The 25993-nt window shown below is 56.3% G+C and carries 13 protein-coding genes; 9 read left to right on the top strand and 4 right to left on the bottom strand.

From position 1 onward, the window contains the following. Positions 1 to 17: 17 nt before the first annotated feature. On the top strand, positions 18 to 1304 hold the full coding sequence (locus DBY68_RS20930) for an HlyC/CorC family transporter (protein WP_108477031.1): 1287 nt from the start codon (positions 18 to 20) through the stop codon (positions 1302 to 1304). A gap of 153 nt (positions 1305 to 1457) precedes the next feature. Here DBY68_RS20930 and DBY68_RS20935 read toward each other — a convergent pair whose 3' ends face one another. Together DBY68_RS20935 and grpE are read right to left on the bottom strand one after the other, a co-directional pair. Next, the gene (locus DBY68_RS20935) at positions 1458 to 3227 is read right to left on the bottom strand and encodes an EAL domain-containing protein (protein ID WP_108477030.1); all 1770 of its coding nucleotides are present in this window, start codon (positions 3225 to 3227) and stop codon (positions 1458 to 1460) included. A 133-nt stretch (positions 3228 to 3360) separates the two neighbouring features. Continuing rightward, complete coding sequence (gene grpE, locus DBY68_RS20940; protein WP_146745493.1) at positions 3361 to 3954, bottom strand: nucleotide exchange factor GrpE; 594 nt, start codon at positions 3952 to 3954, stop codon at positions 3361 to 3363. A 123-nt stretch (positions 3955 to 4077) separates the two neighbouring features. Between grpE and nadK the strand changes: the two genes are divergently transcribed. The 3 genes from nadK (at position 4078) to bamE (ending at position 7194) form a co-directional block, all read left to right on the top strand. After that, entirely contained in the window at positions 4078 to 4956 is an 879-nt protein-coding gene (nadK, locus tag DBY68_RS20945; RefSeq protein ID WP_108477028.1) for an NAD(+) kinase, read from the top strand. 85 nt (positions 4957 to 5041) lie between these two features. Beyond that, positions 5042 to 6703, top strand: a complete 1662-nt coding sequence (gene recN / locus DBY68_RS20950; RefSeq protein ID WP_108477027.1) for a DNA repair protein RecN — start codon at positions 5042 to 5044, stop codon at positions 6701 to 6703. A gap of 149 nt (positions 6704 to 6852) precedes the next feature. Next, positions 6853 to 7194, top strand: a complete 342-nt coding sequence (gene bamE, locus DBY68_RS20955; protein ID WP_015963350.1) for an outer membrane protein assembly factor BamE — start codon at positions 6853 to 6855, stop codon at positions 7192 to 7194. Positions 7195 to 7258: 64 nt separating this feature from the next. On the opposite strand, the gene DBY68_RS20960 is transcribed toward bamE, so the two are convergent. Together DBY68_RS20960 and DBY68_RS20965 are read right to left on the bottom strand one after the other, a co-directional pair. Beyond that, positions 7259 to 7552 (bottom strand): RnfH family protein, encoded by a 294-nt coding sequence (locus DBY68_RS20960; RefSeq protein WP_108477026.1) that lies wholly within the window; start codon positions 7550 to 7552, stop codon positions 7259 to 7261. After that, complete coding sequence (locus tag DBY68_RS20965) at positions 7542 to 7979, bottom strand: type II toxin-antitoxin system RatA family toxin (RefSeq protein ID WP_015963348.1); 438 nt, start codon at positions 7977 to 7979, stop codon at positions 7542 to 7544. Before DBY68_RS20965 ends, DBY68_RS20960 begins: the two co-directional genes overlap by 11 nt. A 149-nt stretch (positions 7980 to 8128) precedes the next feature. On the opposite strand from DBY68_RS20965, the gene smpB reads away from it, so the two are divergent. The 5 genes from smpB to DBY68_RS20990 all read left to right on the top strand — a co-directional run bounded on the left by smpB (position 8129) and on the right by DBY68_RS20990 (position 25967). Further along, positions 8129 to 8611 carry an SsrA-binding protein SmpB gene (gene smpB, locus DBY68_RS20970; RefSeq protein WP_015963347.1) on the top strand — a complete coding sequence of 161 codons (483 nt, stop codon included), beginning with the start codon at positions 8129 to 8131 and terminating at the stop codon, positions 8609 to 8611. Positions 8612 to 9432: 821 nt separating this feature from the next. Further along, entirely contained in the window at positions 9433 to 21132 is an 11700-nt protein-coding gene (locus DBY68_RS20975; RefSeq protein WP_108477025.1) for a BapA/Bap/LapF family large adhesin, read from the top strand. 77 nt (positions 21133 to 21209) lie between these two features. Continuing rightward, positions 21210 to 22616 (top strand): TolC family outer membrane protein, encoded by a 1407-nt coding sequence (locus DBY68_RS20980; protein WP_108477024.1) that lies wholly within the window; start codon positions 21210 to 21212, stop codon positions 22614 to 22616. Continuing rightward, on the top strand, positions 22613 to 24796 hold the full coding sequence (locus tag DBY68_RS20985; RefSeq protein ID WP_108477023.1) for a type I secretion system permease/ATPase: 2184 nt from the start codon (positions 22613 to 22615) through the stop codon (positions 24794 to 24796). Before DBY68_RS20980 ends, DBY68_RS20985 begins: the two co-directional genes overlap by 4 nt. Before the next feature lie 7 nt (positions 24797 to 24803). After that, positions 24804 to 25967 (top strand): HlyD family efflux transporter periplasmic adaptor subunit, encoded by a 1164-nt coding sequence (locus DBY68_RS20990; RefSeq protein WP_108477044.1) that lies wholly within the window; start codon positions 24804 to 24806, stop codon positions 25965 to 25967. Positions 25968 to 25993 lie beyond the last annotated feature (26 nt).

The following is a 25993-nucleotide window of genomic DNA, read 5'->3' on the forward strand; positions in this document are numbered from 1 at the left end:
CAACTAAGGAACACCTTTTGGAACATATCTCCACCACCACACTGATCGTCACACTGATCATTATGGTGGTCATCTCCGCCTATTTCTCCGGTTCGGAGACTGGCATGATGACACTCAACCGCTATCGTCTGCGTCATCTTGCCAAACAGGGCAATCGCCAGGCGAAGCGCGTAGAAAAACTGCTGCGTAAGCCCGATCGCTTAATTAGCCTGGTCCTGATTGGCAATAACCTGGTCAACATTCTGGCTTCCGCGCTGGGCACCATCGTCGGGATGCGTCTTTATGGCGATGCGGGCGTAGCCATTGCGACCGGTGTTTTAACGTTCGTGGTGCTGGTGTTTGCTGAAGTCTTGCCGAAAACCATCGCCGCGCTTTACCCGGAAAAAGTGGCCTATCCCAGCAGTGTCCTGCTCGCCCCGCTACAAATTCTGATGATGCCGCTGGTGTGGCTGCTCAATATGATCACCCGCCTGCTGATGCGCATGATGGGGATAAAAACTGACACCGTGATGAGCAGCTCGTTGAGCAAAGATGAACTGCGCACGCTGGTAAATGAATCGCGCTCGCAAATTTCGCGTCGCAATCAGGACATGCTGCTATCGGTGCTGGATCTCGAAAAAGTGAGCGTCGATGACATTATGGTGCCGCGCAATGAAATCGTCGGTATCGACATCAACGATGACTGGAAGTCGATTGTTCGTCAGCTCACCCACTCCCCGCATGGCCGTATCGTCCTCTACCGCGACTCGCTGGACGATGCCATCAGCATGCTGCGCGTCCGCGAAGCCTGGCGCTTAATGCAGGAGAAAAAAGAGTTCACCAAAGAAGTGATGCTGCGCGCCGCCGATGAAATTTACTATGTGCCGGAAGGCACGCCGCTCAGCATTCAGTTGGTAAAATTCCAGCGTAATAAAAAGAAGGTTGGTCTGGTAGTCGATGAATACGGCGATATTCAGGGACTGGTAACGGTTGAAGACATTCTCGAAGAGATTGTCGGCGACTTCACGACCTCGATGTCACCAACTCTGGCGGAAGAAGTGACGCCGCAGAATGACGGCTCGGTAATTATTGATGGCAGCGCCAACGTTCGTGAACTGAACAAAGCCTTTAACTGGCATATGCCGGAAGACGAAGCGCGTACGATTAACGGCATGATCCTCGAAGCGCTGGAAGAGATCCCGGCAGCAGGTACCCGCGTGCGCATTGGCCAGTACGATATTGATATTCTCGACGTACAGGACAACATGATTAAGCAGGTGAAAGTGATGCCGGTGAAACCCTTACGTGAAAGCGTGCAGTCCTGAAAATACCAAAAAGGCCTCTCGGGGCCGTATAGATGGCTGACAAAGTGCGCGTTGTTCTTGCCGGATGGGCGTAAACGCCTTATCCGACCTACAAAACATTGCAGAAACCTTGTAGGCCGGATAAGCGTAGCGCATCAGGCGACTTTGCGCGTGTTATATCCACTTCTGCAGCCACGCTTCCAGCTCTATTGCCGTTTTAGGACGCGCAAAGAAATAGCCCTGCGCTTCATCGCACGCATAGTCACTGATAATCTGCGCGGTGGTTTCATCTTCCACCCCTTCCGCGAGCACCCGATAACCCAACTCCTTCAGCATACGAATCACGTTACGCACAATGACACGCCGTGAAGGCTCTTTGAGCAGATCGTCAATCAATGATTTATCCAGCTTGATCGTATCGAGCGGAATACGCAGCAGGTAATTGAGGTTGCTGTAACCCGCGCCAAAATCGTCCAGCGAGACAGAAAAACCTTTATGGCGCAGTAAGCGTAGCTCTTCCAGCACCTGAGAGCTGGCCAGCAGCTTTTCTGTTTCCAGACACTCAACCCCCAGCATGCCATTATCCAGCCCGGCCTGCGCCATTTTATCGTGCAATCGTTGGGTAAAGCGATCACGCGTCAGGTCCAGCACGCTGATATTGATCGAGGCGGGTAACGCGATACCTTTTTTCTCCCATTCAGCCAACTGGGCAATCGCGTGATCAATCACCCAGTCAGTCAGTTCAACCATCAAACTGGTATTCTCAATCAGCGGTAAAAAGCTTCCGGGTGGGATGATCCCGCGATCCGGATGATTCCAGCGGATCAGTGCTTCCAGCGCCACCGGCTGCCCGGCAGGCAGAGACACCTTCGGTTGCCAGACCAGATAGAGCCCGCGATCTTTACGAATGGCTTCAGTCAGGTCGTTAAGCAGATAAAAATCTTCGTTACGACGGCAATCATCGTCCTGATTGTAAATCCCCCATCGCAGCCGGTTATGCCGGGCTTCGTATAGCGCACTCTCAGCCTGACGCAGAATTTCATGTCCGGAACAGATAGGCAACGTAATCGCCGTTTCGCCGACGTAAATCTTCAAATCAATGGTAACGGCATCAGAAAGATGCGCCTGCAGGGCCATGAGCTGCTGCTCACGCCGCTGACGGTCAGCAGGCGTCAGGGGTTTTGAATAGAGCGCAAAGCGCCCGGCGCTCAGCATATACAGCTTTTCACACTGCGAGAGTTGCAACACCCGCAGCAGCGCCTGGCTAATATCTCTCACCAGCGTATTCAACCGGCTGGTGCCCATCACGCGGGCAATGTCATCAGATTGCGTCACGCCAATACACTCGATCACCATCAGCGAGTTGCCGGGGCACTCTTCCGCGAACGTCTCATCCTGCAAATCATTAATCAGTTGATGCATGTTTGGCAGGCCGCTATTGAGATCGGTCAGCGCCACATCCAGCCACGACTCAATAAAGCTGGAAACCAGTTCGGCAATGAAGTTCAGCGAGGCCAGCTCGTCGCAGGTGAGATCGCGGGGAATCGTATCGACCACGCAATAGGTTCCCATTGTGCAGCCGTTTTTGAAGGTCAGCGGCATGCCCGCGTAAAAGCGCAACCCAGGGTCGCCCACCACCATCGGGTGGTCACAAAAACGGGCATCCAGCAGCGTATCAGGCACAATGACCGGTTTTTGGGTATCGACCACATATTGGCAAAACGTGAACTGTCGTGGCTTCGGTGCCATCGAAATCTGATGCGATACGATCACATTGCGTGTCTTGTCATCCAGCACAGAAATGTAACCCGCTGGCATATGGAAAAGTGATGTGGTGAGTTGCAAGAAATGACGAAGAACATCGTCACGAGTTTTATCCTGACGTACTAATACCCCCATTTCTTCGGGGGGAAGCGCCCGGGTCTTTACAGCCGACTCCAGCATAAATGTCCCTCTTCATGTGAGCCTGTGAAGAGGCAGTATAAAACGCCAGCAACGGTGGACAAATATCAGGCCTAAGCCATCTAAAGCAAAAAGCCCTCACGAGGAGGGCTTCTGGAACAGGGCGACTTTTCGGTTACGCTTTCGCTTTCGCAACGGAAACCATCGCGGCGCGAATAGTGCGGCCATTCAGCGTGTAGCCTTTCTGCATCACCATCAGTACGTTACCCGGTGCGATGTCTTCAGACTCCACCATCGCAATCGCCTGGTGTACGTTCGGATCCATCGGCACGTCGATCGCGTCAACAACCTGAACGCCGAATTTACCCACCACGTCGAGCATGGATTTACGGGTCAGTTCGATACCTTCGATCATCGCCGCCATATCGGTGTTATCTTTGTCCGCCACTTCCAGCGCACGGTCGAGGCTATCCAGCACCGGCAGCAGTTCGTTGACGAATTTTTCCAGCGCAAATTTATGCGCCTTTTCGACGTCGAGTTCAGTACGGCGACGGAGGTTTTCCATTTCCGCTTTGATACGCAACACACCATCACGCTCACGCGTCTGGGATTCCGCTAACTGAGCTTCCAGATTCGCAATTTTTTCATCGCGCGGATCCACCTGCTCAGCAGACGCGTCAGACTCTACAGCTTCAACGTCATCATGCTGTTCCGTGATAATTTCTTCCGGGGCTTGCCCCTCAGGCGTTTTCTGTTCTTTACTGCTCATGAATTTCTCCGCGTTTTTTTTCGCAATCATCTCGCTAACTTGGCTTATTATGGGGATAAGATTCCGCGTTTCAAGGGAAGCTCTCACATTGTCATCAATCTTCGGCACAAGGACCTTCAGAAAATGAACAATCATTTCAAGTGTATCGGTATCGTAGGGCACCCTCGCCATCCGACCGCGCTGACCACACATGAAATGCTCTATCGCTGGCTGAGCGCCAAAGGCTATGAAGTGATTGTTGAACGCCAGATTGCAAAAGAGCTGAAACTGGATAACGTGCAAACCGGCACGCTGGCCGAAATTGGTCAAAAAGCCTGCCTTGCCGTGGTGGTCGGCGGCGATGGCAATATGCTGGGGGCGGCGCGCACCCTGGCCCGTTACGATATAAAAGTGATCGGTATAAACCGTGGCAATCTCGGTTTCCTTACCGACCTCGACCCGGACAACGCGCACCAGCAATTAGCCGACGTGCTGGAAGGCAATTACATCACCGAGAAGCGTTTTCTGCTGGAAGCGCAGGTTTGCCAGCAGGATTGCCAGAAGCGCATCAGCACCGCCATTAATGAGGTGGTTCTGCATCCCGGTAAAGTGGCGCATATGATTGAGTTCGAAGTGTATATTGATGAAACCTTCGCCTTCTCGCAGCGATCCGATGGCCTGATTATCTCGACGCCGACCGGTTCTACCGCCTACTCCCTTTCGGCAGGCGGCCCGATTCTGACGCCTTCACTGGATGCCATCACCCTGGTGCCCATGTTCCCGCACACGCTCTCAGCGCGTCCGTTGGTAATTAACAGCAGCAGCACCATTCGTCTGCGTTTCTCGCATCGTCGCAACGACCTGGAGATCAGCTGCGACAGCCAGATTGCCCTGCCGATTCAGGAAGGTGAAGATGTGTTAATTCGCCGAAGCGATTATCACCTCAATCTTATTCACCCAAAAGATTACAGCTATTTCAACACATTAAGCACTAAACTGGGCTGGTCAAAAAAATTGTTCTAAATTTGCCAACAGCACTTTACTGTATAAAAAACCAGTTTATACTGTATGAAAACACAGTTATGGTTTTTCATACAGGAAAGCAGCTATGTTGGCACAACTGACCATCAGCAACTTTGCAATCGTTCGTGAACTTGAAATCGACTTTAACGGCGGCATGACGGCCATCACCGGTGAAACCGGGGCCGGTAAATCTATTGCTATCGATGCCCTCGGTCTGTGCCTCGGTGGCCGCGCGGAAGGCGATATGGTGCGTGCGGGTGCCAGCCGTGCCGACCTCTGCGCTCGCTTCGCCCTGAAAGACACGCCAGCCGCGCTGCGCTGGCTTGAAGAAAACCAGCTTGAAGATGGCCGCGAATGCCTGCTGCGCCGCGTTATCAGCAGTGACGGGCGCTCTCGTGGTTTTATCAACGGCACCGCCGTGCCACTCTCACAGCTCCGTGAATTGGGTCAGTTGCTGATTCAAATCCATGGTCAGCACGCGCACCAGCTTCTGGTTAAACCCGAACATCAGAAAACCCTGCTCGACGGCTATACGGGCGAATCTACCCTTATCCGACAGATGGCTGAGCATTACCGTCTGTGGCATCAAAGCTGTCGGGATTTAGCACAGCATCAGCAGCAAAGCCAGGAACGCGCCGCGCGCGCCGAACTGCTGCAATATCAGCTTAAAGAGCTTATCGAGTTCAACCCGCAGCCCGGCGAATATGAGCAAATAGACGAAGAGTACAAGCGTCTGGCTAACAGTGGGCAATTGCTCTCCACCAGTCAGCATGCACTGGCGCTGCTCGCCGACGGAGAAGACGCCAACCTGCTAAGCCAACTCTATACTGCTAAGCAGCTCACTACTGAGTTGGTCGGTATGGACAACAAACTCGCCAGCGTGCTCGATATGCTGGAGGAAGCGTCTATCCAGCTCAGCGAAGCCAGCGATGAACTGCGTCACTACTGCGACCGTCTCGATCTCGACCCGAATCGCCTGTATGAACTGGAACAACGCCTGTCGCGGCAAATCGCGCTGGCGCGTAAACACCATATTTCGCCCGAAGCGTTGCCCGACTTCTACCAGTCGCTGCTTGATGAACAACAACAGCTTGACGATCAAAGCGACTCACTGGAAACCCTGAAGCACGCGGTGGAACGTCATCACCAGTTGGCGCTGGAAACCGCGCGTCAGCTTCATACTTTGCGCCTCAACAGCGCACAGGAGCTTGCGGGGCTTATCACTGACAGCATGCATGCGCTCTCTATGCCGCACGGCGTCTTCACCATTGACGTCAGCTTTGAAGAACAGCACCTCACAGCAGACGGCGCAGACCGCATTGAATTTCGCGTCACCACCAACCCAGGCCAACCGCTCCAGCCCATTGCGAAAGTGGCCTCTGGTGGCGAACTGTCGCGTATTGCGCTGGCAATCCAGGTGATCACCGCGCGTAAAATGGAAACCCCGGCGCTTATCTTCGATGAAGTGGATGTGGGGATCAGCGGCCCGACCGCCGCTGTTGTCGGGCGCTTGCTCCGTCAGCTTGGCGAATCAACGCAGGTGATGTGTGTCACTCACCTGCCGCAGGTGGCCGGTTGTGGTCATCATCACTTCTTTGTCAGCAAAGAAACCGACGGTGAAATGACCGAAACGCACATGCAGGTGCTGGATAAACGCGCGCGCTTGCAGGAGCTGGCGCGTCTGCTTGGCGGCAGCGAAGTTACGCGAAACACGCTGGCAAACGCGAAAGAGTTGCTGGCAGCGTAAACTTTTTCGCATCCCCGGAGTCTGAGTTCACAATAAAAACGCCGTGTGACCTGACAGCAAAAGGTTTTAAACTGACGTCATGTCTATTATCATCGGCATATTACATATGAGCCGCGTACTGCTCTGGCCCGAAAAGGAATGAAATCACTATGCGCTGTAAAACGCTGACTGCTGCCGCAGCGGTTCTTCTGATGTTGACCGCAGGCTGTTCCACTCTGGAGCGAGTGGTTTACCGTCCTGACATCAATCAGGGAAACTATCTGGCACCTAACGATATTTCAAAAATCCGCATCGGCATGACCCAACAACAGGTCGCTTATGCATTAGGTACCCCGATGATGTCCGATCCGTTCGGCACGAATACCTGGTTCTACGTGTTCCGCCAGCAGCCGGGTCATGAAAAAGTGACGCAGCAAACGCTGACGCTCACCTTCAACAGCAGCGGTGTGCTGACCAACATCGACAATAAACCTGCACTGACCGGCGAGTAAGTCCAGGCAATAAAAAAAGCGCTCAAAGAGCGCTTTTTTTGTTTCTGGCGGCTGAAGAGTGACATCAGGCTTTCCCGGCTGACTTCTCCGCACGCTGGCGACGCAGCTCTTTCGGGTCGGCAATCAGCGGACGATAAATCTCGACCCGGTCGCCATCCTGCACCACGTCCTGTAACTTCACCGGGCGGCTGTAGATACCAACTTTATTCTTCGCAAGATCGATATCGTCACGCAACGCCAGAATACCGCTTGCCAGAATGGCTTGCTCGACGGTCGCGCCCTCTTCCAGCGTCACACGTTGCAAATACTGTTTTTGCGGCAGCGCGTAGGCCACTTCAACCACAACCTTACCCGGCACTGTAAACCTCTCTGGCGCGCATCGTGAATGCCTGAACCATGTTCAGCGCCAGCTCTTTGAAGATGCGTCCAAAGGCCATCTCAATCAATTTATTGGTAAATTCGAAATCAAGATGGAACTCGATTTTACAGGCATCCTGACTGAGCGGGATGAACTTCCAGCCGCCAATCAGTTTCTTAAATGGCCCATCCACCAGCTGCATCAAAATGCTCTGGTTGCTGGTAAGGATATTCCGCGTCGTGAACGTCTTGCTGATACCGGCCTTCGACACGTCCACCGCCGCCGTCATTTGCGTCGGGCCCGACTCCAGCACGCGACTTCCGGTGCAGCCAGGCAGGAAATCAGGATAAGCATTAACGTCGTTGACAAGGGTATACATTTGCTCCGCGCTATAGGGTACCAGCGCAGTACGGCTAATCTGAGGCATAGCAATTTCCATGTTCGAACACGGGCTAAATAGTATCATTTATCTACGGTTAAAAAAAACGTTCCGCGGCAACTCGTGCTAAGATAGCGCATTGCGCCTCGCGGGAGCTTGAGGCAGATGTGTACGAACTGCGATGACTTCAGGATATTATGACTAAGAAAAAAGCACACAAACCTGGATCGGCCACCATTGCGCTGAACAAACGCGCCCGCCACGATTACTTTATCGAAGAAGAGTACGAAGCGGGCCTCGCGCTGCAGGGCTGGGAAGTAAAATCCCTGCGTGCCGGTAAAGCCAACATTGGCGATAGCTACGTGATCCTGAAAGATGGCGAAGCCTACCTCTTCGGCGCAAACTTCACGCCGCTGACGGTCGCGTCATCCCACTACGTTTGCGACCCAACCCGTACCCGCAAACTGTTACTGAATCAGCGTGAGCTGGATACCCTTATTGGCCAGATCAACCGTGACGGTTATACGGTTGTTGCCCTCTCACTGTACTGGAAGAACGCCTGGTGCAAAGTCAAAATCGGTGTGGCAAAAGGTAAGCAGCAACACGATAAGCGTAACGATGTGAAAGATCGTGAGTGGAAGCTGGATAAAGCGCGCATCATGAAAAACGCCGGGCGCTAAAAGGTTATGCACCCGTATCCTGAAGAGGTACGGGTGTTCTTCAAAGACTCGTCCCGCCTTTGTTATTCCCTCATAAGAACCCTGAAATCCTCATGTTAAAGGATATATTCTTTTCCATATTTCTCAGTAATGAATAATTCATGACTTAATTTCATAATATGTTTTATGCCCTTAGACACACCCCACAAATTAAAAATAATTACGCGCAGGCATCAATTACGCGCGCGATCACGAATATATCATATATTTTCATCATGATTTTCAGTTAATAAATAATGAAAAATGCCTGAAATATGAATTCAGACATTTCCTAAAACGCCCCTTTCCTCCCTTTTTTTACACCATATTCCCGTGACTTACCTAAAATCATTAACCGTCCCCCCTCGTCTGGGGAAATATAAAAACATACAAATTCATGGTGTTAAAAAATGGTGCCTCTGCTTTCTACGTTAATATCCCCACCAACAATAGCGCTATTAACCCTGCATAAATTGCTGGTTTAACTGATAATTAGCATGCTTGCGATTCCTCGCCTGTTTGCGATTTATCTTATATCTGGCTATATCAACAACAGTACTTCAACGTTTAAATGATCATTTAGAGCAAGGAATTAAATTTCAGAGAGAAATTATTTAACTATTCGCCAGTCAATATTTTAAGAATATTCCTAATCACTATTTCGATAGTGGGCGCTACCGCTTTGCCTGAATTTCTGGCGAGTTGAATATCACAACAAATATGCCGGCGTAAAAGTCCTGAGCTGCTGAATAACCGAATATCGCCATTGCGATCAACCTGTTCACCTCGAATGGAGTGACACCATGCGTTCTGTATCGATTATTTCGAAAATGACTACCGTCGCCACCACGGCTGAAACCGACAGCGTGACGTTGAATGCCCCATCAATTGTCAAAATTAAGGTCGATCGCGCCGATATCGCCTCGATGCAGCGTACCAATCAGGATTTGGTTATCACCCTGAAAGATGGGGAAACCGTAACGGTAAAAAACTTTTACGCCACTTCAGCTTTAGGGCAGAGCCAACTAGTACTGGAAGATGCGAACGGCGCGCTCTGGTGGGTGCAGGACACGGACGGTGCATTCCACTTCCAGCAAATCAGCAGCATTGATGAACTGCTGGTTGCCGGAGAAGCCAGCAACGAAAGCGGCGGTGCCGCCTGGGCGTGGATTCTGGGCGGAGCCGCGGCGGCGGCCGGAATTGGTATCGCCGCATCCAACAGTAACGGCAGTGGTAGCCATCATCATGATGATGGCGGCAATGGCGGAACCGATCCGGGAAATCCGCAACCGCCCGTAGATACCACTCCGCCCGACGCGCCAACCAATCTTGCCATTTCACCGGATGGTAAAACAGTCACCGGCAGCGCGGAACCTGGCAGCACCATTATCATTCGCGATCCTGACGGCAACATTATCGGTACCGGGAAAACCGGCGATGACGGCAAATTCACCGTCGGCCTCGATAAGCCGCAGTCTAACGGTGAACACCTGACCGTTGAGGCAAAAGATCCGTCGAATAACACCGGGCCGTCCACGCCAATCACCGCGCCAGATACTACGCCGCCTGATGCGCCAACCGACGTTGCCGTATCAAACGATGGTAAAACCGTCACCGGGAATGCCGAGCCCGGCAGCACCGTCACCATCCGCGACCCCAATGGTAATGTTATTGGTACCGGCACCGCTGGCAGCGATGGGAAATTTACCGTCGACCTGAACAAACCGCAGACCAACGGCGAGCAACTGACAGCGGAAGCGAAAGATCCCGCCGGAAATACCAGCCCCACCACCAGCGTCACCGCGCATGATACTACCGCGCCGGGCGCGCCGAGCGACCTGAATATTAACGCTGAAGGCACAACGCTTACCGGGAAAGCGGAAGCCGGCAGTACGGTAAAAATCACCGACAGCGAAGGCAATGTGCTGGGCACCGGAAAAGCCGACGGGAACGGCAACTTCACGATAACTCTGACCTCGCCGCAAACCGATGGCGAGCGTCTCTCGGTAACGGCAACCGATGCCGCAGGAAACCAAAGTTCGCCTTCGAATATTACCGCCCCCACTGTGGTTGAAGAAGCCATTAACTTGCTACGCAGCGTGGTCGATGACGTGGGTTCCATCACCGGGGCACTCACATCCGGGCAGAGCACCGATGATTCCCGTCCGACCTTCAGTGGACGCGGCACGGCCGGCACAACCATCAATATTTTCGATAACGGCGTAAAAATCGGCTCCGTACAGGTTGGCAGCGACGGCAACTGGAGCTACACCCCAACAACGCCGCTGAAGGATGGCAACCACTCCATTGTGGCGACCGGGGCGTCTGCGCCGGACAGTTCCGTTACCGGTTTTGGGTTTACCGTCGATACCATTAAGCCTGCCGCACCGACCGATCTGGTCACCGCCGCCGATGGCGCATCCATTAGCGGGAAAGCGGAAGCGGGAAGTACAGTGGTCATTAAAGACGCCGATGGAACGATTATCGGGAGGGGCACCGCAGGCAGCAACGGCAGCTTTATGATCGCACTCAACCCGGCGCAAATCACCGGCGAGCAGCTTAGCGCAACGGCAGCAGACAAAGCAGGTAACGTTAGCGATCCGGCAACCGCCCTTTCGCCCGATAAAACTGCACCCAATGAGCCAACCATTGCCGAAGTTTTTGATAATCAGGGTTCCATCATCGGTGCAATCAGCAGTGGTCAATCAACGGATGACACCTCGCCGACTTTCCAGGGCAGAGCGGAACCCAACAGCACCATCACCATTTATGGTAATAACAGCGTTCTCGGAACCGTCAAAGCGGATGGCTCGGGCAACTGGAGCTTTACGCCTGACACCCCGTTAACGGATGGCAACTGGGTGATTAATACCACGGCAAAAGATGCCGCAGGCAATATCAGCGGCAAATCACCGGATTTCATCATCAAAGTCGATACCACACCGCCTGACGCCCCGACATACTCCTCAGTGACGGGTAATGACGTCAACGTCGCAAACGGCGGGGTCACCAACGATTCAACGCCAACCATTAGCGGGCGAGCAGAAGCCGGAAGCACGGTGACGCTGTGGGCGACGCTTAACGGCGATCGCATTGAACTCGGCACCGTGAAAGCCGACGCCCAGGGCAACTGGACATTGACAGTCAGCACACCGCTGACCGAAGGCGTCTACACCCTGACCGCCACCGCAACGGACAGCGCGGGCAACGTCAGCGTTGAAGCCGGGCAACAAACCTTCACCATCGATTTAAGCGCCCCGAATGCGCCAACCGGATTAATTATTTCCGAAGATGGCAGCACGGTCACAGGTAGCGCAGAAGCCAACAGCACGGTCACCATCAAAGATGCGAACGGCAATATTCTTGGATCAGATACCGCGGATGGCGAGGGCAATTTCAGCATCACGCTGACACCCGTGCAGAATAATAACCAGATCCTTTCCGTCACCGCCACCGACAGCGCCGGTAATATCAGCCAGCCGAGCGGTATTCAGGCACCCGACCTGATTGCCCCGGATGCGCCCGATAACCTGCTGGTATCCGGGGATGGCACAAAAGTGACCGGTACGGCAGAACCCGGCAGCACCGTCGCCATTACCGACGCTAACGGCAACTCGCTGGGCAACGCCACCGCCGGCACCGATGGTAAATTCGAAGTGGTTCTGACCACGCCGCAAAAAAATGGCGAGCAGTTGACGGCAATCGCCACCGATAACGCCGGGAACGACAGCGATAGCGCGACGGTCGATGCGCCGGATATCACTGCACCATCAATTCCGGTCTTCGGCGATGTCATCGATGATGTGCCAGAAGGTGAAGGCGTGCTCACCAGCGGGCAAACCACGAACGATCCGCGTCCAACCTTTAACGGCGAAACGGAAGCGAACGCGACGATCAGCATCTACGACAATGGCGTCAAAATTGGCGAAGCTGTGGCTAACGATCAGGGCGTATGGACTTTCACGCCAGAGAGCGATCTGAGCCCGGGTAGCCATACCTTCACCCTGACGTCCACCGATGAAAGCGGCAATACCAGCGACAAATCGGGCTCCTTCAACATCATCGTTGATACTGCCGCGCCTACCCTGCCAATGATCACGCACCTGACGGACGATCAAACTCCGAACACGGGCTTTGTGAACAACGGGCAATCCACCAACGATGATTTACCGCAGATTAACGGGACGGGCGCGGTCGGCTCGACGATCTCTGTTTTCGAAGGCGAGAATCTGCTGGGCACCGCCGTTGTCGATACCAATGGCACCTGGACTTTACAGCTGACCGAGCCGCTGGGCGAAGGCCCGCATAACCTGACCCTGAGCGCAACAAATGCCGCCGGGAATACGATTGCAAACGACACGCCATTCACTTTTACCGTCGATACCGAAGCACCGGATGCGCCGAGCATTATTCTGGTCACCGACGATGTTGGAACCTATCAGGGCGAACTGAAAAGTGGTGACACCACCGATGACCGTCGTCCCACCTTCTCCGGTACGGCGGAGCCCAATACGCAGGTCAAAATCTATGATGGCCAGACGCTGCTCGGCACGGCAACGGTGGGCAGCAACGGTGAATGGTCTCTGACGCCAACCCTCCCGCTGACAGAAGGTGAACATGATCTGCGCTTTGTGACCGTGGATGGCGCAGGCAACGTTGGGGTTGAAACACCGTTTACCTTAACGGTCGATACCAGCGCCGCCGTCGCCCCGGCCATTACTTCCATTGCCGATGATTTCGGTCTGTATAAGGGCAATCTGGCTAATAATCAGGTGACCGATGACACTCTGCCGACGCTGAACGGCACGGGTGAGGAAGGGGCGACTATCACCATCTACGACAACGGTCAGGAGATTGGCACCGCTACGGTAGAAGGAGGTGTCTGGAACTTTACCCCTGATACGGCACTGGAAGGCGGGGAGCATATCTTCACCGTAACCTCCACCAACGCCGCGGGTAACGTCAGCCCGGCCTCTCCGCCGTTCACCATCAACATTGATGTGGACGCCCCCACAAAACCAGCGATTGGCGAAGTTACCGATAGCGTTGATGAAAACACTGGCCCGCTGGCCTCTGGCGATGAGACCAACGATCCTCTGCCCACGGTGAGCGGCACCGGCAACGAAGGCGACACCATCACTCTCTACAATGGCAACACGGTGCTGGGTACGACGGTTGTGGGCGAAGATGGCCGCTGGAGCCTGACGCCGGATAACCCGTTGACGGAGGGAACCTACCAACTGCACGTGACGGCGACCGATCCGGCAGGTAACGTCAGCGATCCGTCGGAGGCGTTTGAAATCCGGGTCGATCTCTCCGCACCTGCAGATCCTGTGCTGGTCAGCGTGGAAGATAACACCAACACCACTCCCGTTCCGATAGATAGCGGCGATCGCACCGTGGATTCCACACCGCTGCTGACCGGCACCGCTGAGGGGAATACGCTGATTACCATTCTGGTGGATGGCGTGGCGGTGGGTACCACCACGTCCGATGCCAACGGCGACTGGACCTTTACACCGCCGACGGCGCTCACCGATGGACCACACACCATCACCCTTACCGCGACGGACTCTGCGGGTAACACCACCCAGCCAGCCGGTAACTTCACATTAACGGTTGATACGACCGGCCCGGATCTGCCGGTTATTAACAGCATTACCGATAACGTAGGCGGCATTACCGATCCATTAGATGACGGCAGCCTGACGGATGACAATAAGCCGACCTTCACCGGCACCGCCGAAGCGAATGGTCTGGTAATCATTTACGCCAACGGCGTAGAAATTGGCCGCGCGGAAGTCAGCGGCACGGGGCAATGGACCTTTACCCCGGCGGATGAAAACCCCCTCCCCGATGGCGATAACGTTATCACCTTCCAGGCCGTCGACGACCTGGGCAATGTCGGCCCGGAATCCGATGGCATTACCCTGCGCGTAGATACCGATGCGCCGGATGCGCCCACCAACATTCAGCTTGGCAACGATGGCGGAACCATTACGGGGCAGGCCGAGCCGAACAGTACGGTTATTATTCTTAACGCTGCTGGCACCGAAATTGGCCGCACAACCACCACCGGGCTGGGTTACTTCCAGACGACCCTCAACCCTGTTCCTGCGGAAGGAAGCCAGATCAGCGTCACCGCACAGGATGAAGCGGGGAATATCAGTCCCCCCGCGCAAATTAGCGTCGTGCCGCCGACCGAGCCGGCTGTACCTATCATCATTAACATTGAAGATAACGTTGGCCCACAACAAGGCTCACTCAACAGTGGCGACAGCACCGATGACCCGGCTCCGGTGATCACCGGTACCGCCGCGGTAGGTTCTATTGTATTTGTCACGATAGATGGTGTGCAATCTGGCCCTATTGAGACAGATGGAACAGGTGCATGGACTTTTACCCCCAACCCAGCAATGACCGAAGGCACGCACACCATTTCCGCCCATGCGGAAATCGGCGGTCAGCTTAGTGCGGAATCCTCGGTGATCACCCTCACCGTTGATGTCACTCCGCCTGCGGTCGCCACTATCACCAGCGTCACCGACGATGTCGGCACCGTCACCGGGCCGGTACTGAGCGGCGGCGCAACGGATGATACCCAGCCAACCCTGCGCGGTACGGCAGCGGGTAGCGCCCGTGTCGATATCTACAATGGCGATGATTTGATTGGCTCAGCCACCGTCAACGCCCAGGGTAACTGGGTATTCACGCCTGGCACCGCGTTGGGTAATGGCACGTACAACTTCACCGCCGTCGCCGTCGATGCAGCAGGTAACACCGCCGCGGAGTCCAACACCTGGACCGTCACCATTGATACCACCACGCCAACAGCGCCAACGCTGAACACCGTGCTGGATAACGTTGGCACGGTTACCGGTGAACTCAGCAGCAACGACCGCACCGACGACACACAGCCTGCCCTGAGTGGCACGGCGGCAACAGGATCGGTCATTATCATTTATGATAATAACGTCGAAATTGGCCGTACAACCGCAGTAAATGGTGCATGGAGTTTCACGCCAACGACGCCGCTGGCTGAAGGCAGCCACAGCCTGACGCTGACCGCCACCAATGGGGCGGGCAACACCAGCGCGCCGAGCAATCCGTTTGTGCTGGTCGTGGATACCGTCGCGCCAAACCGTCCGGTGCTGACGGGGGTGACCGATGATGAGGGGCCGGTGACGGGGCCTCTGCTGAACAATCAGGCCACCAACGATACTCAGCCAACCTTTAGCGGCACCGCGGAAGCGGGCTCTACGGTGACGATCTTTGACAATGGTGTCGAGGTGGACACCGTTCTGGTTCCGTCATCCGGAAACTGGAGCTGGACACCGACGGATCCACTGTCGGAAGGCCCACACGCCATTACATTGACCACCACCGATGTCGCCGGGAACAGCAGCACTCCCACCGCGCCGTTTACCGTCGTGGTCGATACGGCGGCACCGGCTGCGCCATCCGCCATCACCGCTCAGGACAGCGTTGATCCGACCACCGGGCCAATCACCGAAGGCCAGCAAACCAATGAAAACCGCCCTACCCTGAGCGGCACCGTGGAGCCCAATACCACGGTACAGATTCTGGATAACGGCAACGTCATCGGTAGCGTGAAAGCCAACGCCTCGGGTAACTGGAGCTTTACCCCCACCAGCGATCTTGCGGATGGCAACCATCAGTTGACCGTCACCGCCACCGACAGCGCCGGAAACGTGAGCGCTCCGTCGCCCGCACTTAACTTTGTCGTCGATACCGCGGGGCCTGCCGCACCGATTATTGTTGATGCGACGGATAACGTCGGCAGCATTACCGCCCCACTGGTCAGCGGCAATACCACCGATGACAACACCCCGACGCTGAACGGAACGACGGACGCCTTCGCCACGGTCGCGGTACTGGATAACGGTATACAAATTGGCACTGCTGTCGCCGACGAAAACGGCAACTGGTCCTTCACGCCGCAAACGCCATTAGGTAACGGCAGCCACGCCTTCACCACCGTCGCCACCGATCTGGCGGGCAACGTCGGAGCGACATCGCCAGCCTTTACGCTGATTGTCGATACCGCCCCGCCAGCCGCTCCCGTTATCGTTCAGGCGGCGGATAACGCCGGCACCGTTCAGTCGCCGCTGTTATCCAATCAGTCGACCGACGACACGACCCCGACCCTGAGTGGTACCGGGGAAGCTGGCGCGACTATCACCATTCGTGACAACGGTAACGTTATAGGCACCGCCGTGGTGGGCAGCAACAACAGCTGGACCTTCACGCCGGATCCGGCGTTGACGGAAGGCAACCATATCTTTACCGCTACGGCGACAGACGCCGCAGGCAACACCGGCCCGGCGTCGGGCAACTTTGTGCTGAACGTCGACCTTACGCCCCCTGCTGCACCAGCCATTACCGCTGCGGCGGATGATGTCGGCACGGTAACCGGGCCATTAACCAACGGCCAGGTCACCGACGACGCGCGTCCGACATTAAGCGGAACCGGTGAAGCGGGTGCGACAATCACCGTCTATGACAACGGCACGCTGCTCGGCACGACAACCGTCGGAAGCGGTGGCACCTGGACGTTCACGCCGCCACGCGATTTAACCACCGGTTCACACGATCTCACGGCCACTGCAACCGATCCGGCAGGAAATACCGGAGCCGCCTCTGGCGCGTGGAATGTGAAGATCGATACCACCGCGCCGAACGCGCCTGTTATCTCAACCGTCACGGATAATCAGGGCGCTGTCACAGGAAGCGTTGGAATTGGGCAAGCCACCGATGACACCACGCCGACGCTCAGCGGCACCGCAGAAGCTAACTCGACCATTAGCATCTTCGATAATGGCGTAGTGATTGGCACCGCTCAGGCCGATGGTGCGGGCAACTGGAGCTTTACCACACCGACATTAACGGAGGGCACGCATACCTTCACCGCCAGAGCGACCGATGCGGTAGGCAATACCAGCGCCGCCTCGACGGTCACGACCGTGAATGTCGACCTCACGCCGCCTGCGGCGCCTACCGATCTGGTTGTTAACGGTACCGGTACGCAAGTATCCGGCCATGCGGAAGCGGGCAGCACCGTGACGATACTGAGCTCCACCGGCACCGTGCTGGGCACTGGCGTTGCCGACGGGCTTGGCAACTTTACCGCCACCCTTACCCCAAGCCAGACCAACGGTCAGACGTTGCAGGCTTATGCAACCGACGTCGCGGGTAACCAGGGTCTGCCGGCAAACGTCACCGCACCGTTCACCGGCCTGCCCGCCACACCAGTCATCACCACCATTTTTGATGACGTCGGCACGATTCAGGGGAACGTAGGGAACAACCAGAGTACGAACGATAGCCGTCCGGATATCAGCGGCACCGCGCAGGCGCGTTCGACCGTTAACATCTACAACAACGGCGTACTGCTGGCGACCGTGGTCGCTAATGACGCCGGCGTATGGAGTTACACGCCAACCACGCCGCTGACGGAGGGGCTGCACGCCATCACCGCCACGGCAACCAACCCGAATGGCACCAGCAGCCCGTCAACCGCCATCAATATTACGGTGGATACTGTCGCGCCGACCGCACCAACGGCGACCATCAGCGCTGATGGCTTTACGGTCAGCGGCACGGCGGAAGCCAACAGCACCGTGAGCGTCACCGTACCGGGCCAGGCGACGCCGCTAACCGTCACAACGGATGCGAACGGTAACTGGACGCTTGGCCTGCCAACGCGCTTAATCAATGGCGAGCAGGTGACGGCTATTGCCACCGATGCCGCAGGCAACAGCTCAACGCAGGGTCTGGCGACGGCGCCAACGCTGCCTGTGGCCGCCAGCGATAACGTGGTGAATCTGGAACTGAACACCACCGCGACGGTAACCAGCGAAGAACACAGCGATTACGGCCTCCTGCTGGTGGGGGCGCTGGGTAACGTGGCGTCAGTTCTGGGTGATGATACCGCGCAGGTGACATTCAATATCGACGCTGGCGGAAGCGGTAGCGCCGTGATTGAAGCGGCGGCGACCGGGGCTGTACTGTCGCTGCTGAACTCGCTTGAAATCGCCGTTCAGAAATATGATACCGACCTGCAGGCCTGGGTTACCATCATTGATACCTCTTTGCCGCAGTTCGCCAATCTGCTGACGCTGGGTGCCTCTGGTGTACGTCTGGCGCTGGACAATCTTGATGGCGGCCAATATCGCGTTATCAGCTATAACACCAGCCTGCTGGCGGTGGGGTCTTACACCAGCCTGGATGTGTCGCTGGTGAAAACCAGTGCGGGTACGGTAACTGCCGGAGCCACTGAAAATGGCAACGTCATCACCGATGTCGACCCAAACAACGGCGGCGATGTCGCCCCGGCGGGCACACAGGTCACCTCCATCACTAACGCCAATAACGTGACGACGGTGGTGGGTGCGGGCGGCGCAGATATTGCAGGTAAATACGGCACCCTGCATATCAACCAGGACGGTAGCTATACCTACACGCTGACCAACAACAGCGTGTCCGTCGTCGGGCGTTCAGAAAGCTTCGTCTATACCATTACCCAGGGGGCGAATAGCTCCTCGGCCAACCTGGTTATCACGCTGGGCTCTACTGTACCGCCAAGTTCAGTTACCGCCGCGGATGACACTGCCAGCCTGCAATTTGACACCTCGGTCGCGGCGATAAACAACGGCCCAAGCTCCACCACCGGCTTTACCCTCGTCGGGTTGAATCTGGGGAACGTGATTGACGTCGGCCTGCTGAATAACATGCAGAACCCGATTATCTACAACGTGGATGCGGGTACCACGCGTACGCTCTCACTGGGCGCAAGCGTCGGCGGCGTAGCGGTTGGCGCGGTCTTTGACCTGTATGTTTATCGCTACAACCCGGCAACCGGTAATTATGAGCAATACCGCCATGTTCCGAGCTGGCTCCAGGCGGCGCTGTTGGGTGGCTCGACGGCTGAGGATCTGGTTATAACCCTGCCGGATGGTAAGTATCTGTTTGCACTGAATACGGTTTCCGGCCTGACCGTGGCAACCGGTTTTACGCTGAGCGTCAACGCCGACCACACCTACAGCGTGAAGAGCGCGGGAGCCAGCACAACTGGCGACGTGCTGGATAATGATGCCGGTGCGGCAAACGGTCATGTCACCGAGGTGAACGGCGTGGCGGTGGCGGCAAATGGCACCACCACGATTAATGGCCTGTACGGCACGCTGACCATTGATGCGCAGGGGCATTACACCTACACCCTGAAATCCGGCCTTGGCGCCGACAGCATCAAAACACCGGACACCTTCGTATATACGGTAACCGCGGCGAATGGCGATACCAGCACAGCGTCGCTAAACGTGCAGCCGACCGCGAAACCGGTCGATGCCGTGAATGACACCAGCAGCACGATGGCGCTGGCAACCAACCAGGTTACAAGCAGCTATACGGACACGAGCGTTGGTTCTGCCACCATTGCGCAAGGTAGCCGGAGTGCAACGGGGAGTGGCACCTTTGATGTGGCTGATGGGACGGCGTTGAAGGCCATCTCCGTAACCTTTAATACCTCCGCGTCCGGATTAGCCGGGGTGGGTGGGTTGAGTGTGGCGTGGTCGATTCTGGAAAACGGTCAAACCGTCTATACCGGTACAACGCTGCCTTCCGGAACGTTCGGCTTACTGAATGGTTCCAGAACGGTGACGCTCAGTGGATTTGAACTGGATGCCGGCACGTATACCCTTGCCATCACGACCAATTTGACCAGTACTCAACTGGGCAACGTCAGCGTTACACCAGTAGTGAATGCGACCTCATACGATCTGGATAATTTCCTTATCAACAGCAACGCGCATACGGTGACCGGCAACATCTACAACGGTAGCGACTCCGCAGGCGCCGTCGATCAGATTGCTTCCGCGCAAACCGTGCTGACGGTCAGCGGGAACAACAGCACGCAGACCCTCAACCCGACGGTTGACAGCAACGGTGCGGCAACGGTTCAGGGCACCTACGGCTCGCTGCGCATCGCCATCGACGGTTCGTACACCTATACCCTGAAAGCGGGTCTGCACCCCGGCGACATCACCACGAAGGAGACCTTCACCTACACCCTTAACGATCAAAAAGGCCATACGGATAGCGCGACCTTAACCATCAACATGAACCCGCAGTTCACCAGCACGTCGCAGTCAGATGTGATCCACGGCTCGGCCTACGGTGACACTTTAATTTATGACCTGCTGAATAATGCCGATAACAGAGGAGGCAACGGGGCCGATCGCTGGGATAACTTCTCGCTCGCTCAGGGCGACAAAATTGATATTGGCGACCTACTGGTCGGCTGGAACGGTCAGGAGTCGTCGCTCGGCAATTACCTGAGCGTGACCACCAGCGGCGGCAACACGGTGATTTCCATCGACCGTGATGGCACCGGCACCGCCCATAGTTCAGCCACGTTAATCACTCTGGAGAACGTACAAACCACACTGAATGAGCTGATCGAACAGAACCACATTGTGACCTGATAGTTAACAAAACCCCGGGCGCGAAGACGCCCGGGGTAATAACAAATACACCTGCGCTATTTTGAAAGGGATCGACAATGGGAAAGTTAACACCTATCGCATGGGGGCTGGCGATCTGTCTTTGTTCAGCCGCCCTTCACGCCGAAGAGACGCCACGTTTTATCTCTTCGCAGACATTACACGAACAGCAGGAGCTACCGTCGTTATCCGGCAAAGTGGATCTGCCGCTCGACCCTGCCGCGCCGGGTACCTTAACGTTGAACAACGCCGTCGATCGCGCGGTGAGCTGGCATCCCTCTATTCAGGAAGCCGTTGGCAAACTGCTCGCGCAGAATGAGCAGGTCGACGTCGCTAAATCAAAATACTATCCGCAGATTAGCGCGGGCATGAACAACGGCTACGCCAATAACTATGTCGACCACGGTTTCAGCCCGTCGCTGGTAGTGTCGCTGTCGCAGATGCTTTATGACTTCGGCAAAGTGGCAAGCCAGGTGCGCGCCGAAAGCGCGGGCGTTGCGCAGGAGCAAGCAAACGTGCTGGTGAGTATTGATAACGTGGGCTACAGCACCGCCGTCGCCATGGTGCAGGTGCAAACCTGGCAACAAATGGTGGACGTCGCCGAGGAGCAACTCACCGCGCTGAACCACATCGGCGGGCTGATTCGCCAGCGCAGCGACGAAGGCGCTGCATCGCAGTCTGATGCGGTGCAAACGGACGCGCGTATTGAGTCCGCACGCTCGCAACTGATTCAGTATCAGGCAACGCGCGATAGCGCCGAGGCGACGCTGATGAGCTGGCTCGGCTGGAATACTCTCAACGGCATCAGCAACGACTTCCCCGACAAACTGGCGCAAAGCTGCAATATCGCGCAACCGGACGACCGCCTGGTGCCATCGGTGCTGGCGGCGTGGGCGCAGACGAACGTTGCGCAGGCCAATGTCGATTACGCCAACGCGCAAATGACGCCGACTATCTCCCTGGAACCGCAGGTTCAACACTATCTCAACGACAAATATCCCAGCCATGAAGTGCTGGATCGCACGCAGTATTCGGCGTGGGTGAAAGTGGAGATGCCCATCTACCAGGGCGGCGCAATGACCGCCCGACGCAATGCCGCCAACTATGCGTTAAGTGCGGCGCAAGCGACCATCCAGCGCGTGCGTCTTGAAGTGCGGCAAAAACTGCTGGAGTCACAAAGTCAGGTAATGAGCCTGATGAGCTCTTTACAAGTACAGCGCCGTCAGCAGGAGTACAGTGCGCGCACCCGCGAACTCTATCAACAGCAGTATCTTGAGCTGGGCTCGCGCCCGCTGCTGGACGTTCTGAACGCCGAGCAGGAAGTGTATCAGGCGCGCTTTTCCGAGCTGCAAACCCTGAACCAGCTGCATCAGCTTGAGCTGAATTGCCTCTACAACACCGGACGCCTGCGCAACGCGTTCCGCCTGGAAAATCGCAGCATTCAGTCAGTGGAGATCCAGCCATGAACAACGCCGATACCGCCGACACCTTTTTAACCGAACAGACGCTGCAACGCTGGGCGCTGGCGATAAGCCATATCGCCAACCACTACCGCATCGCCTGCTCGCCGGGCACCATTCAGGCTAATGCCCCGTGGTTTCACGATAAAAGCTTGCTGCCCGCGCTGACCCAGCTCTCTCGTCAGGGGGGATTGTCGTTTCGCCTGCTGGAAGCCAACACGCAAACCCTTAACAGCTGGCGTCTTCCGGTTGTCGCCGCGCTGAATGACGGCGAGCTGGTGATCGTCGAACGCTTTGATGGCGACAGCACCGTCGAGGTGCGTTTTGTCGATGACACCTCACACATCAACCGCCTGTCGATGGAGGAACTGCTTGGAAAAATCGACTATCTCGCCGCCCTGCGTCCGCTTTCCGCAATGCGCGATAGCCGGGTCGACAACTATATTTCCCGCTTCCGCCCCGACTGGCTGAAATCGCTGGTATTGCAGGACATCCGCCCCTATGGCCCGGTGATGTTCGCCGCCTTTCTGGTGAACGTGCTGTCGCTCGGCGGCATTGTGTTCTCAATGCAGGTCTATGACCGGGTGATCCCCGCGCAGTCTTACCCGACACTTTATGTGCTGGCATTCGGCGTACTGCTGTCGGTAATTTTCGGCTTTCTGCTGCGCGTGGCGCGCGGACATATCATGGATGTGCTCGGCAAACGCGCCGACATGCGCGTCTCTGACCGCGTGTTCAGCCACGCGCTGCGCCTGCGCAACAGCGCCATCCCGCGATCGACCGGCAGCTTTATTTCGCAGTTGCGCGAGCTGGAGCAGATCCGTGAGATGATCACCTCCTCGACGATCTCGACGATCGTCGATCTGCCCTTCTTTTTCCTGTTCGTAATCGTACTGGCGATCATCTCGCCGCAACTGGCGTGGATCGCGCCCGTCGCCGCCGTGATGATGGTGCTGCCGGGTATTCTGTTGCAGAAAAAGCTGGCGGTGCTCGCCAACCAGGCCGCGCACGAATCAACGCTGCGCAACGCGGTGCTGGTGGAGAGCGTTCAGGGGCTGGAAGATATCAAACTGATGCAGGCGGAGAACCGCTTCCTGCAACAGTGGAACAGCTATATTCGCATTACCGCCGAATCCGGCCTGCGCACTCGCCAAATCTCCCAGGGGTTGATCAGTTGGGGGATCACCGTGCAAAGCCTGGTCTATAGCGCGGTGATCCTGTTTGGCGCACCGAAGGTGATCGAAGGCGAAATGACGACCGGTGCGGTCGTTGCCGCGTCGATGCTGGCATCGCGTATGATCGCCCCAATGGCGAATCTCTGTGGCGTGCTGGCGCGCTGGCAGCAGGTGAAAGCCGCTAAATCGGGCCTCGACAGCATTATGCAGCTCCCTACGGAAACCCAACGCGACGACAGCGTGGTACATCGCGATATTTTCCACGGCCACTATCTTTTTGAAAACGCGCAGTTTCGCTATCACAACGACGATCAGAACGTGCCCCTCAAAATTAGCCGCCTTGAGATTCAACAGGGCGAACGGATCGCTCTGCTTGGGCGTAACGGTGCAGGCAAATCAACCCTGCTTCAGGCAATGGCGGGCGGCGTTGAACTGGTAAGCGGTGAAGCGCGGCTCGACTCCCTGAGCATCGCCCAAATTGATATGGCCGATTTACGCCGTAACGTCGGCATGCTCAGCCAGAACGCGCGCCTGTTCTTCGGCACCCTGCGCGAAAACCTGATGCTGGGCGCACCGCGCGCCAGCGATGACGACATCTTTGCCACCCTTGAAGTGTGCGGCGCGGCAGGCTTTGTGCGCCAGTTGGCGAAAGGTCTCGATCATCCGATTATGGAAGGCGGCGCAGGCCTGTCCGGCGGCCAGCGGCAGTCGATTCTGCTGGCGCGCATGCTGCTGCGCTCGCCCAACATCGTCCTGCTCGACGAACCCACCGCATCTCTCGACGACCACACCGAACGCGAGTTCATTCAAAGGCTGAATCAGTGGCTCGGCAACCGCACGCTGATTGTTGCCACTCACCGCGTACCGGTGCTCGAACTGGTGGAACGCGTGGTGGTGCTGAAAGATGGGCAAGTTGTGATGGATGCCCCCAAAACGCAGGCGCTGGGCGGTAACCGTATAAGCACACCGGCAACCGGACGGGAGTGGAAAAATGAAAACCAATCAGCATGATGTGGTGATGGATGACCCGGACATCAGCCGCGAACGTGAGTTCTCCGGGGCCAGCCGCATTATTATTATCAGCACCGTGTTATTCGTACTGCTCGGCATCTGGGCATGGTTTGGCACGCTCGATGAAGTTTCGACCGGCACAGGGAAAGTCGTGCCCAGCTCGCGCGAGCAGGTTTTACAATCGCTCGACGGCGGCATTCTGGCAGAACTGATGGTACGTGAAGGCGACAAAGTGCAGGCCGGGCAAATCGTCGCCCGCATGGACCCGACGCGTTCAGAGTCCAACGTGGGCGAAAGCGCCGCGCGCTATCGCGCATCGCTGGCCTCCAGCGTCCGGCTTTATGCGGAGGTGAACGACCAGCCCCTCGTTTTCCCTGACTCACTGAAAGCCTGGCCCGATCTCCTCGCCAGCGAAACCCGCCTCTACCGCTCACGCCGCGCGCAGCTGGCGGATTCCGAAGCAGAGATTAAAGACGCGATGGTCTCGGTTAACAAAGAGCTGGCGATCACCCAGCGGCTGGAAAAAAGCGGTGCGGCAAGCCACGTGGAAGTGCTGCGCCTGCAACGCCAGCGCAGTGACCTCAGCCTGAAACTCACGGATTTACGCTCGCAATATTACGTGCAGGCGCGGGAAGCGCTCTCCAAGGCGAACGCCGAAGTCGATATGCTGCTGGCTATCATCAAAGGACGCGAAGACTCCGTCACCCGTCTGACCATCCGCTCACCGGTGCGCGGCATCGTGAAAAACATCCAGGTCACTACCCTGAACGGCGTCATCCCGCCCAACGGCGACCTGATGGAGATTGTCCCGGTTGACGATCGCTTGTTGATAGAAGCGCGACTCTCCCCGCGCGACATCGCCTTTATCCACCCCGGCCAGCGCGCGCTGGTGAAAATCACCGCCTATGATTACGCCATCTACGGCGGGCTGGAGGGCGAAGTAGAAACCATCTCCCCGGACACCATCCAGGACAAAGCCAAGCCGGAAGTTTTCTACTACCGCGTATTCATCCGCACCCACCAGGATTATCTGGTGAACAAAGCCGGGCACCATTTCTCCATCGTGCCGGGGATGATCGCCACCGTGGACATCAAAACCGGCGAAAAAACCATCGTCGACTATCTGATCAAACCGTTTAACCGGGCGAAAGAGGCGCTGCGTGAGCGATAAATGAACGACTATCTGCCTGTTGGCAC

The sequence above is a fragment of the Pseudocitrobacter sp. RIT415 genome, assembly GCF_003057695.2.
GTDB classification, from domain to species: domain Bacteria; phylum Pseudomonadota; class Gammaproteobacteria; order Enterobacterales; family Enterobacteriaceae; genus Pseudocitrobacter; species Pseudocitrobacter faecalis.

Excerpts from the sequence above, each read along its gene's own strand:
- DBY68_RS20935 (WP_108477030.1), bottom strand. The coding sequence starts at position 3,227 with ATGCTGGAGTCGGCTGTAAAGACCCGGGCGCTTCCCCCCGAAGAAATG.
- grpE (WP_146745493.1), bottom strand. The coding sequence starts at position 3,954 with ATGAGCAGTAAAGAACAGAAAACGCCTGAGGGGCAAGCCCCGGAAGAA.
- nadK (WP_108477028.1), top strand. The coding sequence starts at position 4,078 with ATGAACAATCATTTCAAGTGTATCGGTATCGTAGGGCACCCTCGCCAT.
- recN (WP_108477027.1), top strand. The coding sequence starts at position 5,042 with ATGTTGGCACAACTGACCATCAGCAACTTTGCAATCGTTCGTGAACTT.
- bamE (WP_015963350.1), top strand. The coding sequence starts at position 6,853 with ATGCGCTGTAAAACGCTGACTGCTGCCGCAGCGGTTCTTCTGATGTTG.
- DBY68_RS20965 (WP_015963348.1), bottom strand. The coding sequence starts at position 7,979 with ATGCCTCAGATTAGCCGTACTGCGCTGGTACCCTATAGCGCGGAGCAA.
- smpB (WP_015963347.1), top strand. The coding sequence starts at position 8,129 with ATGACTAAGAAAAAAGCACACAAACCTGGATCGGCCACCATTGCGCTG.
- DBY68_RS20975 (WP_108477025.1), top strand. The coding sequence starts at position 9,433 with ATGCGTTCTGTATCGATTATTTCGAAAATGACTACCGTCGCCACCACG.
- DBY68_RS20980 (WP_108477024.1), top strand. The coding sequence starts at position 21,210 with ATGGGAAAGTTAACACCTATCGCATGGGGGCTGGCGATCTGTCTTTGT.
- DBY68_RS20985 (WP_108477023.1), top strand. The coding sequence starts at position 22,613 with ATGAACAACGCCGATACCGCCGACACCTTTTTAACCGAACAGACGCTG.
- DBY68_RS20990 (WP_108477044.1), top strand. The coding sequence starts at position 24,804 with ATGGATGACCCGGACATCAGCCGCGAACGTGAGTTCTCCGGGGCCAGC.